The following is a 13,927-nucleotide window of genomic DNA, read 5'->3' as shown; positions in this document are numbered from 1 at the left end:
CTTCCTCAGTCCCGGTGGTGGCGACCGCTGGAGCGCAGCGAGCGGCGGCCGCTCTCCGTCTCCGGCTCGTTGTCGGCCAGCGGCCGGCTCAGGCCGGCGACCCAGTCGACGTACTCCTCGTCCTGCGCGGCGAGCGGCTCCGCCTCGGGCGCCTCGGCCGGCGGCTCGGCGGCGCGCGCCTTGTTGCGGCGGAACAGGCTCCGCTTCGGCCGGGACCGGTCTGCCGCCGGCTCCCGCTCGTTCTTCGGCTCCTGCTCGGCTCGTCGGGGCTCGGCCTCGCGGCGTTCGTCGGCGGGGACCTCGGCGGCGGGCAGGTCGGTCGATCGGCTCGCCGTACCGGGGGTGCCGGGCCGGGCGTCGTCCGCGTCCCACCGGAAGGTGACCGGCTTCGGTTCCTCTTCCGGACCGTGGTCCGGGAACGGCAGGTCGGCCCGGGGCGGTGCCGGCGCGGGGCGGGGAGCGGTGAAGGCGTTCCAGCTCACCGCGCTGTTCAGGTCGGGCAGTTGGTGCCGGGGGCGGGGCGCTGGCTCGGCGGCGGGTGTGGCAGCGGCGGTGGGCGGGGTGTGGCGCGCCGAGATGCGGTCCGCGCCCGACGCCCGCATGTCGGGCCGGGGATCCGGCGCGTAGCTGGCGTCGTCCTTCGTGGACGCGGTCGAGGGGTCCTCGGCGCGGGCCGGATCGGGCGTTGCCGGGTCGAACCGTGCCGGGTCGGGCGTGGCCGGTTCGGGTTCGGTGGTGTCATGGCCGGCTTCGCCGAGCCCGGCGGTGTCGAGTTCCGGCCGGTCGAGGCGGTTCCGGTCGAGCGCGCGCTGGGGGTCGGCGGCCGGGGTGCTGTCCGCGCCGGAGAGGGCGACGGGCGCCGGGGTGGGGGAGTCGGCCGGCTCGGGGGCGGCTGTCGGGTCCGTCGCGGGGCAGACTGCCCGCTTCGCCGAGCCCTTGCGGCCGGTGCCCGCAGCGGCGGAGTCGGTGGCAGCGGCAGGAACGGCGGAGCCGGTGGGGGCAGCGGCCGGATCGGCAGGGGCGGTGGTGGCAGCCGTGGGACCGGCGCCGGTGGTCGCCACCGGGTCGTCGGATCCGGCGTCGCTGGTGGTGGCGAAGGTGGCCGCCACCGGGTTGTCCGATCCGGCGTCGCTGCTGGTGGCGGAGGTGGCCGCCACCGGCTCGTCCGGTCCGGCGGAGTGGGACTTGCGGTTCCGCTTCGGCCGGGGCCGGGGGGCGACGGGGGTGGCCTCGGCCGGCTCGGCGGTCGTGGTGGTCGCCTCGGCCGGCTCGGCGGTCGCGGCGCGGTCTGCGGTCACTGCCGTCTGCTCGTGCGGCTGCTCGTCCGTCGCGGTGTGGTCAGTGGTGGCTGCCGGTTCCTCGGTGCGGTGCGGCGCGACCTGCGGTGTGACCGTGACCTTGCCGGCCGCTGCCGGCGCGTCGGCCGGATCGGCGGCCCGAGCAACCCGGACCGGATCGGCCGCACGCGGCCCGTCGGACGCATCGGCAGCCGGTGCGACCTGCACCGACCCGGCAGCCGGTGGAACCTGGACCGGGTCGGAGGTCGGTGGAACCTGGACCGGGCCGGCGGTTTCGGGAACCCGGACCGGGTCGACCGGTCGTGACCCGTCGGACGGGACCGGCGCGGAGGAGTCGCGCACCACCGGCTCTCCGGTTGGCGCCGTCGGCGTGATCCGGCCGGCCGGGCCGTCCCAGTCGGCTCCGTCCCCGACCTCGACCCCGCCGGCCGACTCCGCCGGCGCCTCCCGGTCCGCCGCGGCCTCCCACGCCGTCGGCTCCGCCCGGTGCCCGGCGAGGGACGTCGGCGCGGCCGGGTCAGCCGTCAGCCAGGGCTCCGGGGTACCGCGACGGTCCCGCGGCTGGGGTGCGGCCGGTGTGCTGACGGCGTCGGTCTCCGGCTCGGGGCGCCGGCTCGTCGGCAGGTCGCCGTACGACGGCTCGTCCGGGGTCAGGCCGGACGGCTCCGGCCAGGTCGGCGACACCGGTTCGACGGCCGGGGCGTCGAGGGCGGAACCGCTGTCCGGGCGGGTACCGGGCGGAGTGGGGGTGCCGGGGGTGACCGGCCAGTCCCAGTGCGCCGGGGTCGGCCCGCTCGTCCGGGTCGCGGCCCGGTCCGTGCCGGTCGGCGTGCCGGCGCCGGGCGAGGTGCCCGCGCCGGCGGCGCCGGCCAGGTCCACGGTGGCCATTTCGTCGCCGGAAGCGCTGCTCGGAGCCGGGCTGCCGGGCAGCGGGCGCAGGATGTCGGTCGGCTCGATGGCGCCGGCGGCTGTGGTGGCTCCGGCGGCGCTGTGGGCTCCGGCGGCGTGCTCGGCTCCGGCCGCCGGGAAGAGCGGCCAGCGCAGCAGCGTGGCGGCGGCCGAGCCCAGGGCGCCGGCCGCGACGGCGATCACCGCGCCGTAGTACGGGGCGAGCTGATAGCGGTCGACGGCGTCGCCCGGCCCGGCGGTCAGGTAGGCGAAGGCGAGCAGCACCGGGCCGGCGGCCCCGGCCGCCCCGCTGACCAGCGGGACGTGCCCGCGCCATCGGGCCAGCGCACCGGTCGTCGCGCCGGCCAGCAGCGCCACCGCGGGGAGGACCAGCATGGCCAGCCGCTGCGCCGCGCCCGCGTCCAGCCAGGACGGCTCCAGCACACCGAGCCGTACCGAGCGCAGCGCCCCGGTGGACAGCACCGCCGGCGCGGCGGACACCAGCGCGATCAGCCAGACCGCGCCGGTCAGCAGGGCGACGTTCCAGCCCAGCGGCGGCCGGAGCAGCACGGCCGAGGCCGCGCCCGCGCCGACCACTGCGCCGACGATCGCGCAGATCCCGACCGCCCAGACCGGGTCGATGGTGCTCAGCTCCGCGGCCCGGGCGGGTTGCATGCAGAGCGGCGCGACGACGGTCGCGCCGAGTGCGGCCGCGCCGGAGACGGCGAGCTGCACGCCAGTGCGGTCCGGCAGCCCGAGACGGCGGGCGAGCCGGACGGTGACCACAGCGCCGACCACGGCGGCGGTCACGGCGAACCAGCCGACCCAGGCGAGCTGGGCCGGCCACCTGTTCACATCCGTGAACGCGCCGTTGAGTCGTACGATCCCGAACCCGTACGCGATGCCGAGCTGACCGGCTCCGGCCAGCACGCTCACCCCGAATGCGGTGAGCAGCAGTCTGCCCCACGTCCGAAAGGCCATGTCGCGCACGTTACGGCCCGGTGCGCCCGATCGCCACTGTGGCGCGGCGGGGCGACTGCCTGGGGTTACTTCAACTCGACGAGGCGGGCCAGGTACGTGGTGTCACCGACGTTGGTGAGCATGTGGACCGCACCCGGGTCCCGGTAGACCACCCCGCCGGTGGGCTCGTCCGCGTCGATCCGGGTGCCGTCGATGGTCTGCACCACGTTCTTCGCGCCCTGGACGGCCACCACCAGGTACGGGTGGTCGTGCCGGTGCAGCGGCTGCCGCTCACCCGGCTCCAGGCGGATGTGCCACACCCGGACCCGGTCGTTCTCGAAGACGATCTCCTGGCCCACCGGGCCGAGTTCCGTACCGTCGACCACGTCGGTCATCGCGTTCCGTTCAGCTGGGGGAGCACCTCGCCGGCGATGAGCTCCAGGTGGTCCAGGTCGTCGAGTTCGATCAGGCGCAGGTGCACCCGGGTGGTGCCGATCGCGGCGAACTCGCCGAGCCGGTCGACCAGTTGGGCGGGGGAGCCGACCACCGGGTCCTCCGGCGGCAGGGCGCTCTTGACGTGCAGCGGCTCGGCCCGGCGGCGGGCCTCGGCGTCGGTACGCCCGATCGCCACCACCACCCCGGCGGAGAGCACCAGCGGGGCACGCCCGGAGTCGGCACGCCCGGTCCGGTCGCACGCCTCACGCACCCGCTCGTACGCGCCGGCGGTCTCCTCGACCGACTTGAAGGGCATGTTGAACTCGTCCGCGTACCGGGCGGCCAGCTCGGGGGTGCGCTTCGGGCCGCGTCCGCCGACGATCACGGGCGGGCCGGGCTGCTGCACGGGCTTGGGCAGCGCGGGCGCGTCCACCAGTCGGTAGTGGTCGCCGAGGTGGGTGTAGGTGTCGCCGACCGGGGTCCGCCAGAGACCGGTGATGATCTCCAGCTGCTCGGCCAGCCGGTCGAACCGTTCACCCACCGCGGGGAACGGGATGCCGTACGAGGTGTGCTCGCGCTCGTACCAGCCGGCGCCGATGCCCAGCTCGACCCGGCCGCCGCTCATCTGGTCCACCTGGGCGACCATCACGGCCAGCGGTCCGGGCAGCCGGAAGGTGGCCGAGGTGACCAGCGTGCCGAGCCGGATCCGGGTGGTCTCCCGGGCCAGCGCGGCGAGGGTCAGCCAGGCGTCGGTCGGGCCGGGCAGCCCCGGCTCGTCGCCCATCGCCTGGTAGTGGTCGGCCCGGAGGAAGCCGTCGAAGCCGCCCGCCTCCACCAGCCGCGCGAAGCGGAGCTGGTCGTCGTAGCTGGCGCCGCGGTGCGGCTCGGTGAAGACGGCCACCCGCATGCTCATCGTCCCTCCGCCGCCACGGCCGGCGTCTCGCGTTCCATCAGCAGTTCGTGCAGTTCGGCGCTGACCCGGGCGACGTCGGCCAGGTGGGCGTTGCGGCCGAGGGTGCGCGGTCGGGGGATGGCCACCTCGACGACCTTGCGGATCCGCCCCGGGCGCGGGCTGAGCACGACCACCCGGTCGGCCAGCAGCACCGCCTCGTCGATGGAGTGGGTGACGAAGACGACGGTGGCCCCGGTCTCCATGTGCACCCGTTGCAGCTCGCCGGAAAGTTCCTCGCGGGTGAGCGCGTCGAGGGCGGAGAAGGGCTCGTCCATCAGCATCACCCGGGGCTCGCCGATCAGCGACCGGCAGAGCGAGACCCGTTGCTGCATGCCGCCGGAGAGTTCGTGCGGCAGCCGCTTCTCGAAGCCTCCGAGGCCGGCCATCTCCAGCAGTTGGCGGGCCCGCTCGCGGTGCTTCGCCCGGCTCCAGCCGAAGATCTCCACCGGCAGCAGGACGTTGTCCAGCACCGTGCGCCAGGGGAGCAGGGCGGGCCGCTGGAAGAGCATCGCGATGTCCTGGCGCGGCCGGGTGACCGCCGTGCCGCCCACGGTGATCTCGCCGCTGGTCACCGGCAGCAGCCCGGCGACCATGCGCAGCAGGGTGGACTTCCCGCAACCGGAGCGGCCCAGCACCGCGACGAACTCGCCCTCGGCGACCGCGAGGTCGATGCCGCGCAGCGCCTCGACCTGGCCGGAGCGGCCGTCGAAGGTACGCGACACGTCGGCGAGTCGGATCATCTCCGGCGGGCCTCCCCTGAGTGGGCGGTCAGGAATCCGACAAAGGCTATCCGGCGTGTGGCGCTTGCCAACAGTCCGGGGTGGACTCTCAGTTGTTTCCGTTCCGCAACCCGGTGTGGCTGGTGTCGTGACGGTGGGTCTCTCGTACGCTGTGCCCGCGAAGAGTCCCTTCACGACGGTGGCGTCGGCGTCCCCCCTTCATGCCGGCACCGCTGGACCGACAACCCCTCCGGGTGGCATGACCCGGTCGGAAAGGACATGGTGCACTGATGAGAAGGCTGACCCGTACGGTCGCCGCCGCCGCCCTGGCCACCGCTCTCGCCCTGGTCTCGGCGTGCAGCAGCGGCTCGGACGACTCCGACGCCAAGGGCGGTGACGGCACGGCGCTGGAGAAGGTGACCTACCTCACCTCGTTCGGCAACTTCGGCCGTGACTCGTACGCCTGGGTGGCGAAGGAGAAGGGCTTCTTCAAGGAGGCCGGCTTCGACGTGGAGATCAAGCCGGGCCAGGGCACCGGGTCGGTCATCCAGACCATCGTCGGTGGCCAGGCCGACTTCGGCCCGATCGACCTGACCGGTGGCCTGCTCCAGCTCGGCAACGGCGCCGCCAAGGACTTCGTGGCGGTGGCGGCGATCCAGCAGCGCACGATGGCCGCCGTGGTCAGCGTGGAGGGCAAGAACATCGCTACGCCGAAGGACCTGGAGGGCAAGAAGCTCGCCGACACCCCCACCTCCGTGGTCCGCCAGCTCTTCCCGACGTACGCCCGGCTCGCCGGCGTGGACGCCAGCAAGGTGACCTGGGTCAACGGTGAGGCGCAGACCCTGATGGGCACGCTGGCCTCCGGCACGGTCGACGGCATCGGTCAGTTCGTGGTCGGTCAGCCCACCGTCGAGGCGGTGACCAAGAAGAAGCCGGTCATCCTGCCGTACAGCGAGGTCATGCAGGACCTCTACGGCAACGCCCTGATCACCTCGACCAAGCTGGCCAAGGAGAAGCCGGAGACGGTCAAGCGCTTCACCGCGGCGCTGCTCAAGGGCCTGGAGTACGCCCTGGCGAACCCGCAGGAGGCCGCGGAGCTGCTGAAGAAGAACGTCGACGCGACCAACCCGGCCGCGGCCGCCGCCGAGCTCCAGCTGATGGCCGGGTACGTCCGGTCCAGCAACTCCGGCACCGCCATCGGCACCCTGGACAACGAGCGGGTCGCCAAGAGCATCGCCCTGCTGCAGGGCGCGGGCGCGCTCAAGCAGAACATCACCCCGGACCAGATCATCGACTTCAGCCTGACGCCGAAGGCCTGATCGGCACCGACCGTGCCACGGGGGTGCGGTCACCGGGGAGACCGGTGGCCGCGCCCCCGTGGCCGTGCCGGCCCCTCGCCGGCAGGAGAGGATGGGACACGTGACGCAGATCCGTACCCGCTCGGGAGCGGGGGAGGCGGAGCGCGACGTCACCACGGGCGCCGCGGCCGACGCGCCCGGGGTGGCGACCCCGACCACGCCACCGGCCGCCGGGGCGTCGGGCCGCCCGGGGGTACGTCCGGGGACCGTCGGCCTGCCGCTGCTCGGCCTGCTGATCGCGGTGACCGTCTGGTGGCTGGTCACCTCGGGGTTGGAGCTGGTCCACCCGGCGTCCCTGCCGCCCCCGCAGGACGTGTGGGCGGCGCTCACCGCGGCGGCCGACGTGCTGTTGCCGGCGCTGGGGATCACCACGCTGATGACGCTGCTCGGCTTCGTGCTCTCCGCCGCCGCCGGGGTGCTGATCGGGATGGCCCTGGCCGCCTCCCGGCGGGCCGAGCGGATGTTCGCGCCGCTGCTGGTGGCGGTGAACGCGGTGCCGAAGATCGCCCTGGGGCCGCTGCTGGTGGTCTCGGTCGGCTGGGGCGAGAAGCCGATCCTGACGATGGTCTTCCTGCTCTGCTTCTTCCCGATCGTGCTCTCCACGGCGACCGGGCTCACCACCACCCCGGCGGACCTGGCCGAGCTGGCCCGGTCGCTGAACGCCTCGTGGTGGCAGTCGTTCCGCAAGGTGCGCTTCCCGGCCGCGCTGCCGCAGATCTTCGTCGGGTTGAAGGTGGCGATGCCGCTGGCCGCCATCGGCGCGGTGATCGGCGAGTTCTACTCCGACAAGCCGGGGCTCGGCTACCAGATCCTGCAGTACAACGGCATCGGGGACACCGCGACGGCCTGGGCGGCGATCGTGCTGATCGCCGCGATGAGCATCCTGCTCTACGCCGCCCTGTCCCTGGTCGAACGCCTCGCCCTGCCGTGGGTTCGCGCTACCACCAGCGCCCGCTGACCCGCGACGACGAGCTTCTCCACCAAACTGGCCGGCCCCCACCCGGGGAGCCGGCCAGTGCCGTTCGAGGCGTGGCCTGCCGAACTCAGCCCGCCAGCCGCCAGCGGCCGCCGCGCGCCACGAGGGTGGTCAGCGCCTGGGGCATCAGCCCGGAGTGGTTGTCCGGCGTCATCCGGATCGGCCCGGAGAGCCCGTCCATCTGCGAGGTCTCCAGCACGTCCCGGATGCCGTCCCGGTTGACCTGGTCGGTCGGGCCGCCGGCCCGCAGCGCGGCGTCGGCGATCAGCTGGACCGCGTCGGCGGCGAAGGAGGAGAAGCCGTTGTAGCCGCCGAACCGGGCGGTGTAGTCCTGGAACCACTGGCGGCGGGCCGCCTTCGCCGGGGTGGTGGCGATCACGTCGTCGATCACCATGGTCTGGGTGAAGACCAGCGTGGCCCGCTCGGTGGACCGGGCCGCGTTGCCCAGGAAGAGGTCGCCGGCGGCGGCCGCGTCGAGGAAGAGCGACCCGGAGAAGCGCGCCTCCTGCGCGCTGGTCGCGGCGAGGGAGGCCTGCTCCGGCGGGGTCCAGAGCAGCAGCGCCTGCGCCCCACCGGAGGTGAGCAGGCGGACCGGCTGGCTGACGTCGGTGTCGGTGGCGCGGACCGCCTCGTTGCGGACCAGCCGGATCTTGGCCTTGTTGAACTCGCCGCGCAGGGCGGTCAGGCCCTCCCGGCCGTAGTCGTCGTCGCTGTGCAGCACGGCGACCTTACGGATGCCCTTTCGGCGCAGTTCCGTGGTGAGCGACCCGGCGCTGTCGGCGGCGTTCGGGGCCAGTTTGAAGACGTACCGCCGCTCGGCGACCGGGTTGGAGATCGCGCTGGACGGGGCGAGCGCGATGGTGGGGATCTTCTTCTCGTTGATGGTGCGGACGGCACCGACCGCGCATTCGTTGCAACCGCCCATGATGATCGCGCTGACCTTGGAATTGCCGCTGAAGTCGGTGATGTTCCGCAGCGACTCACTGGCGTCGGAACGGTTGTCCTTCACCTCGAGCCGGATCTTCCGGCTGCCCAGGGCGCCGGAGTTGTTCAGCTGCTCGATCTTCAGTTCCAGCGCCCGCTGGTACGCCTTGCCGACTCCGGCCGCCGCGCCGGAGAGTTCGAGGTCCGCGGCGATGACGATGGGGCTGGTGTCCTCCTGCCCCGTTCCGAACGAACAGCCGGTGAGCGTGGTGGCCAGTACGGCCGATGCGAGCGCCACGATGGTCGCGGAGCGGATGGGGCTCAACTCAGTCCTCCAGGTGCGGCGCGGGCGCTGCCCGGTCACCGCCGCTAGTCCGTCCTCAGTGGAGAAACGGGGATCTCTGCCGTACGGTGTGCGCGAAGCCTGCAAAACCTTGCCAACGCTGGGCCTCGCGGTCAAGCGCGGGAGCCCGGAGTGGTTTCGGGACGGCTTTCCCACATGTTGGGGTCATCAGATATTTACCGATGCTCACTCCGGAGAGGCGATCCGCCACTCTGGAGTGACAATGCCTGTTCAGAGCGTGGGCGAGAATGAGGCCAAAAGGTGACGGGGTCGCCGGTTGACCGTTTCCTGCCTCACTGCGGCTTCCCAAACGCGATCATCTCTGATGAAATCGCGGCCGTGCCGCGCGTGGCGCTCTCCGCTGCACCAGGCACGGGTCGGCGGGTCAGGCGCGGAAGAAACGACGGAGGCGATGTCGTGAGCACCGGACCGACGACCCTGCCCGAAATCGGCGACGCCGCTCACCACGACCGCCGAGGACGGCTGCCCCGACTCCGGGACGCGCGGATCCGCTCCAAACTCGCCCTCATTCTGGTGGTCCCGGTCGCGGCCGTCATCGCTCTGGCAACTATCCGACTCATCTCCACCGGCGAGGGCGCGTACGACGCCACCCGGATCCGGTCGCTGACCGCGCTCTCCGTCGACGTCTCCGCGCTCACCCAGGATCTGCACAAGGAGCGGATGGCGGCGGCCGGTTACCTGGCCACGTCGCAGCAGCGCCCTGACGACTACAACCTGCGGGTCCGGGCCACCGACCAGCGGATCGCCGAGTACCGCGCCGAGCGGGGCAACATCGGCGAGGTCCCGGCGGCCGTCCGCGACCGGCTCAAGGTCATCGACGGCCACCTGGAGACGCTCAACGGCACCCGCCAGGAGGTGCTCGACCGCCGGCAGATGCCGGTGGCCGAGGCCACCCTGCGCTACGGCATCGTCCTGACCGACCTCGTCTCGTACGGCGACACCCTGGCCCAGCTCCCCGGCCAGGAGAGCCTGGCCGACGCCCGCCGCGCGGTGGCCGCGTTCGGCCGGGCCAAGGCGGCCGTCGCCGAGGAGGAGGCGGTCGCCTACACCGCGCTCAGCGCCGGCCGGATCGGCGAGGAGCAGTTCTCCGCCTTCGTGACCACGCTGACCGGCCAGCAGGAGGCGCTGGTCTCCTTCTCCCTGGCCGCCGACCCCGAGCAGCGGGGCCTGGTCGAGCGCACGGTCTCCGGCGACGCGGTCGGGCTCGCCGACCGGGTGTCCAACGACATCACCCGCTCGGTGGGGCAGCAGCCGCTGGTCAGCGCCGTCGACGCGAGCGCCTCGATCGGCGCGGTCAACGACCTGATGCGGTGGGCCGAGATCCAGCTCCAGGACCGCCTGCTGAGCCGGGCCGAGCAGGCCCGCAGCGACGTCATCCGGCAGGCCGTCATCGAGTCGGTGCTGGTGCTGCTCACCCTGATCATCGCCGTCTCGCTCGCCGTGGTGCTGGCCCGCTCGCTCAACCACTCGCTGCGGCGGCTGCGGGAGGGCGCACTCTCGGTGGCCAACCACGACCTGCCGGACGCGGTGCGGCGGCTGCAGAACATGGGCAGCGTCGGTGAGGGCGGCGTGGAGGAGATCGTCCGCCAGGTCCGCGACCCGATCCGGCTGCGCAGCCGCGACGAGGTCGGCCAGGTGGCCCTGGCCTTCAACGTCGTACACAAGGAGGCCGTGCGGGTCGCCGCCGAACAGGCCGCCCTGCGTACCAGCGTCTCGGCGATGTTCCTCAACCTGGCCCGGCGCAGCCAGACGCTGGTCGACCGGATGATCGGCGAGCTGGACGCGATCGAGCGCAGCGAGGAGGACCCGAAGCGCCTCGCCCAGCTCTTCGAGCTCGACCACCTGGCCACCCGGATGCGCCGCAACGACGAGAACCTGCTCGTCCTGGCCGGCGCGGACTCGGCGGTGCCGCGCCGTGACGACGCGCTCCTGGTCGACGTGCTGCGGGCCGCCCAGTCCGAGGTCGAGCTCTACAACCGCATCGAGTTCGGCACCGTCGACACCGACATCTCGGTCGCCGCCCACGCGGTCAACGACGTGGTCCGACTCGTCGCCGAGCTGCTCGACAACGCCACCCGCTTCTCGCCGCCGACCACCACGGTGGTGGCCGACGGCCGCCGGATCCGCGACTACGTGCTGATCCAGATCGAGGACCGGGGCCTGGGCCTCACCGAGGAGCAGCTCGACTCGCTCAACCGCCGGCTGGCCGCGCCGCCGAGCGTGGACGTGGCCGCGTTCCGGCTGATGGGCCTGGCCGTGGTGAGCCGCCTCGCCTCCCGGTACGGCATCCGGGTGGAGCTGCGGCGCAACGTCGAGGGCGGCACGGTCGCCCAGGTGACGCTGCCCAACTCGACCGTGATGCTGCCCGCCCACCGGGGTCGGGACCAGTCGCTGCCCCGGGCGCGCCAGCCGCTGGCGGTCGAGCAGACCCCGCTCGCCTCGGCCGGCCTCGGTGACCCGCTGACCAACGGGCGTACCGGCGCGGCGACGCTGACCGACCAGTGGCGGGCCGCCCCGCCGGCCCCGGCGCCCTGGCAGCCGCCGGTCGACGCGCGGGACACCGCCCCGGCGGTGACCCTCGGCGGCCAGGTGCCGCCGTCCGCGCCCACCTCCGCGGTGCCGGCCTCGTCCGTGCCGACGTCCGCCGTGCCCGCGTCCGCGGTGCCGGCCTCGGCGGCTCCGGCCGAGCCCGCGTACGGGGGCGGGTACTCCGCCGGCGGCCCGACGGCGGCCCAGCCGCTGCTCGACCCGCTGCCGAAGCGGACCCCGGCCGCCGACGCCACCCCGGGGCTGCCCTTCGGCCCGGTCGCGGGCGCGCCGTCGGCACCGGCCGCTGCGGCGCCCGCGCCGTTCAGTCCGTTCGCGGCGGCTCCGGCGGCGCCCTTCGCCCCGACGACCCCGGTCGCCCCGGCGATGCCGTACACCCCGCCGGCCGCTCCGGCGCCGCCCGCCCCGGCACCGGCCGCCCCCGTGGTGGCCCGCCCGGACCGGCCGGCCGACTCGCCGATATTCCGCGAGATGGAGGCGGTCTGGTTCCGGTCCCACGGCGACGACGCCACCGCCATCTTCACCCGGCCCAACTTCGACCAGCCGCCCGCCGACGGCGCCGGTAAGGCCAGCCCGCCGCCGCTGCCGACCCGGGTGCCCGGCTCCCCGAACGCCGCCGGCACCCCGTCCGCGGCGTCGGCCGCCGGGCAGCCGCCGGTCGCGCCGCCACCCCCGTCGTACGCCCCGCCGGCGGTGCCGTCCGCGCCGCCGGCCACCTCCACCGCCCCGCCCCAGGAGCCCGCCGCCCCGCCACCCGCGGAGCCGGGCGCCTGGCGGACGGCGGCCGACGAAGGCTGGACCCGGGCCATCCGGGCCGCCGAGCCGGCCACCGGCGGCACCACCCGCTCCGGCCTGCCGAAGCGGGTGCCCCAGGCCCAGCTCGTTCCCGGCGGCATCGAGCCGAAGGGCGGGCGGGACCGCAGCCGCCGTACCCCCGACGAGGTCCGCGGCCTGCTCTCCGCCTATCACCGCGGGGTGCAGCGCGGCCGCTCGGCCGGTACGGACCAGAACAGCACCTCGACCAAGGAGACGCGCCGATGAACAGGCCAGCTGCCATGCAGGACATGGGTTGGCTGCTCACCAACTTCGCCGACAGCGTGGCGGGCATCGCCCACGTGGTGGCGGTGTCCGCGGACGGGCTGCTGCTCGCCTCCTCGCGGGACCTGCCGGGAGACCGCGCGGACCAGCTCGCCGCCATCACCTCCGGCGTGGTGAGTCTGACCGAGGGGGCCGCCCGGATGTTCAGCGCGGGCGGCGTGCTCCAGACGGTGATCGAGATGGACAGCGGCTACCTGTTCCTGATGTCGATCAGCGACGGGTCGTCGATGGCGGTGCTCGCGGCGCGCAGCTGCGACGTCGGGCAGGTCGGCTACGAGATGGCGCTGCTCGTCGAGCGGGTGGGCGCCGCGCTGGTGCCGCTGCCCCGCGACGCGGTGCGCTCGTAGGCGGGACGTACGACGCCGGGCGCGCTCGCGCCCGGCCAGGGACAGGCGATCCGGTGCCGGTGGGCTCCGGGCGGGAGGAGGTGATGGCGGATGGAACCACGGCGGGACCCACGCGGGGCGTTGGTGCGCCCGTACGCGGTCACCCGGGGCCGTACCGAGCCGAGCCGGGACATCGCCCTGGAGGCGGTGCTCTCGGCCACGCCCACCCAGTGCGCGGAGGCCCGCTTCGCCGGGCACGACAAGTACCGCATCGCCACGGTCTGCGAGGGCCGGGCACAGTCGCTGGCGGAGATCGCCGCGTACACCCGGATGCCGTTGGGCGTCGCCCGGGTGCTGGTCGCCGATCTGGTGGCCGACGGCCTGCTGACGCTACACACTGCCGCTCCGGCCGAGGGCTACGAGGAGCGGATGAACCTGCTGGGAAGGGTGCTAAGTGGACTTCGCGAACTATGACCCCGCCGGGGCGCGCCGCAGCCGGGAGATCATCTCCGCGAAGATCGTGGTCGCGGGCGGCTTCGGCGTGGGCAAGACGACAATGGTCGGCGCCATCTCCGAGATCACGCCGCTGACCACGGAGGCGCTGATGACGGCGGCCGGCGTGGGCATCGACGACCCGTCGAAGGTGCCCGGCAAGGAGACCACCACGGTCGCCATGGACTTCGGCCGGATCACCATGGCGCAGGACCTGATCCTGTACCTCTTCGGCACTCCGGGCCAGACCCGCTTCTGGTTCATGTGGGACGAGATCATCCGGGGGGCGGTGGGTGCCGCCGTCCTGGTGGACACCCGCCGGATCACGGACGCCTTCGCGCCGCTGGACTACTTCGAGAACCGGAACCTGCCGTACGTGGTGGCGCTCAACCGGTTCGACGACGCGCCGCAGTACGAGCCGGAGGAGGTTCGCGAGGCGCTGGCCATCTCGCCGGACGTGCCGCTGGTGATGTGCGACGCCCGCCGGCGGGACTCGGTGAAGCAGGTGCTGGTGACCGTGGTCGAGCACGCCATGCTCCGGCTGGAGACCGAGCACGGCCGGGGCTACGCGCCGGTGGGCTGAACCGCCT

Annotated in this window: 11 protein-coding genes; 6 read left to right on the top strand and 5 right to left on the bottom strand. The window is 73.9% G+C overall.

All coding sequences use genetic code 11. The annotated features are described in order from the left end of the window. Window positions 1-5 precede the first annotated feature (5 nt). From V6U88_RS02275 to V6U88_RS02260, 4 genes are all read right to left on the bottom strand, one after another. A complete protein-coding gene (locus tag V6U88_RS02275; protein ID WP_334449411.1) occupies window positions 6-3,167 on the bottom strand; it encodes a hypothetical protein in 3,162 nt (1,053 codons plus the stop codon). Window positions 3,168-3,232: 65 nt separating this feature from the next. Beyond that, complete coding sequence (locus tag V6U88_RS02270; RefSeq protein WP_334449410.1) at window positions 3,233-3,541, bottom strand: cupin; 309 nt, start codon at window positions 3,539-3,541, stop codon at window positions 3,233-3,235. Beyond that, window positions 3,538-4,488, bottom strand: coding sequence for an LLM class F420-dependent oxidoreductase (locus V6U88_RS02265; protein ID WP_334449885.1), 951 nt, complete (start codon window positions 4,486-4,488; stop codon window positions 3,538-3,540). Before V6U88_RS02265 ends, V6U88_RS02270 begins: the two co-directional genes overlap by 4 nt. Window positions 4,489-4,490: 2 nt before the next feature. Continuing rightward, window positions 4,491-5,273 carry an ABC transporter ATP-binding protein gene (locus tag V6U88_RS02260; RefSeq protein ID WP_334449409.1) on the bottom strand — a complete coding sequence of 261 codons (783 nt, stop codon included), beginning with the start codon at window positions 5,271-5,273 and terminating at the stop codon, window positions 4,491-4,493. Window positions 5,274-5,542: 269 nt separating this feature from the next. Here V6U88_RS02260 and V6U88_RS02255 point away from each other — a divergent pair, with 269 nt between their 5' ends. Both V6U88_RS02255 and V6U88_RS02250 read left to right on the top strand, forming a co-directional pair. Then, the gene (locus tag V6U88_RS02255) at window positions 5,543-6,571 is read left to right on the top strand and encodes an ABC transporter substrate-binding protein (RefSeq protein WP_334449408.1); all 1,029 of its coding nucleotides are present in this window, start codon (window positions 5,543-5,545) and stop codon (window positions 6,569-6,571) included. 100 nt (window positions 6,572-6,671) lie between these two features. Further along, window positions 6,672-7,568, top strand: a complete 897-nt coding sequence (locus tag V6U88_RS02250; RefSeq protein ID WP_442934552.1) for an ABC transporter permease — start codon at window positions 6,672-6,674, stop codon at window positions 7,566-7,568. An 85-nt stretch (window positions 7,569-7,653) separates the two neighbouring features. Here the strand turns inward: V6U88_RS02250 and V6U88_RS02245 are convergent, their stop codons facing one another. Then, window positions 7,654-8,835 (bottom strand): ABC transporter substrate-binding protein, encoded by a 1,182-nt coding sequence (locus tag V6U88_RS02245; protein WP_334449406.1) that lies wholly within the window; start codon window positions 8,833-8,835, stop codon window positions 7,654-7,656. A 435-nt stretch (window positions 8,836-9,270) separates the two neighbouring features. Between V6U88_RS02245 and V6U88_RS02240 the strand changes: the two genes are divergently transcribed. From V6U88_RS02240 to V6U88_RS02225, 4 genes are all read left to right on the top strand, one after another. Beyond that, window positions 9,271-12,462 carry a sensor histidine kinase gene (locus tag V6U88_RS02240; protein ID WP_334449404.1) on the top strand — a complete coding sequence of 1,064 codons (3,192 nt, stop codon included), beginning with the start codon at window positions 9,271-9,273 and terminating at the stop codon, window positions 12,460-12,462. Further along, on the top strand, window positions 12,459-12,866 hold the full coding sequence (locus V6U88_RS02235) for a roadblock/LC7 domain-containing protein (protein WP_007465177.1): 408 nt from the start codon (window positions 12,459-12,461) through the stop codon (window positions 12,864-12,866). The genes V6U88_RS02240 and V6U88_RS02235 overlap by 4 nt, the downstream gene beginning before the upstream one ends. Before the next feature lie 90 nt (window positions 12,867-12,956). Beyond that, window positions 12,957-13,319, top strand: coding sequence for a DUF742 domain-containing protein (locus V6U88_RS02230; protein WP_334449402.1), 363 nt, complete (start codon window positions 12,957-12,959; stop codon window positions 13,317-13,319). Beyond that, the gene (locus tag V6U88_RS02225; RefSeq protein WP_334449401.1) at window positions 13,300-13,920 is read left to right on the top strand and encodes a GTP-binding protein; all 621 of its coding nucleotides are present in this window, start codon (window positions 13,300-13,302) and stop codon (window positions 13,918-13,920) included. Before V6U88_RS02230 ends, V6U88_RS02225 begins: the two co-directional genes overlap by 20 nt. Window positions 13,921-13,927: the final 7 nt, after the last annotated feature.

The organism is Micromonospora sp. CPCC 205739 (assembly GCF_036906795.1).
Taxonomy (GTDB): domain Bacteria; phylum Actinomycetota; class Actinomycetes; order Mycobacteriales; family Micromonosporaceae; genus Micromonospora.
The sequence above is the reverse complement of the archived record's forward strand: the minus strand, read 5'-3'. Positions and strand labels throughout refer to the sequence as shown.

Bases quoted from the DNA above. Each gene is read 5' to 3' on its own strand.
- V6U88_RS02275 (WP_334449411.1), bottom strand. From the start codon at position 3,167: ATGGCCTTTCGGACGTGGGGCAGACTGCTGCTCACCGCATTCGGGGTG.
- V6U88_RS02265 (WP_334449885.1), bottom strand. From the start codon at position 4,488: ATGCGGGTGGCCGTCTTCACCGAGCCGCACCGCGGCGCCAGCTACGAC.
- V6U88_RS02270 (WP_334449410.1), bottom strand. From the start codon at position 3,541: ATGACCGACGTGGTCGACGGTACGGAACTCGGCCCGGTGGGCCAGGAG.
- V6U88_RS02255 (WP_334449408.1), top strand. From the start codon at position 5,543: ATGAGAAGGCTGACCCGTACGGTCGCCGCCGCCGCCCTGGCCACCGCT.
- V6U88_RS02260 (WP_334449409.1), bottom strand. From the start codon at position 5,273: ATGATCCGACTCGCCGACGTGTCGCGTACCTTCGACGGCCGCTCCGGC.
- V6U88_RS02235 (WP_007465177.1), top strand. From the start codon at position 12,459: ATGAACAGGCCAGCTGCCATGCAGGACATGGGTTGGCTGCTCACCAAC.
- V6U88_RS02230 (WP_334449402.1), top strand. From the start codon at position 12,957: ATGGAACCACGGCGGGACCCACGCGGGGCGTTGGTGCGCCCGTACGCG.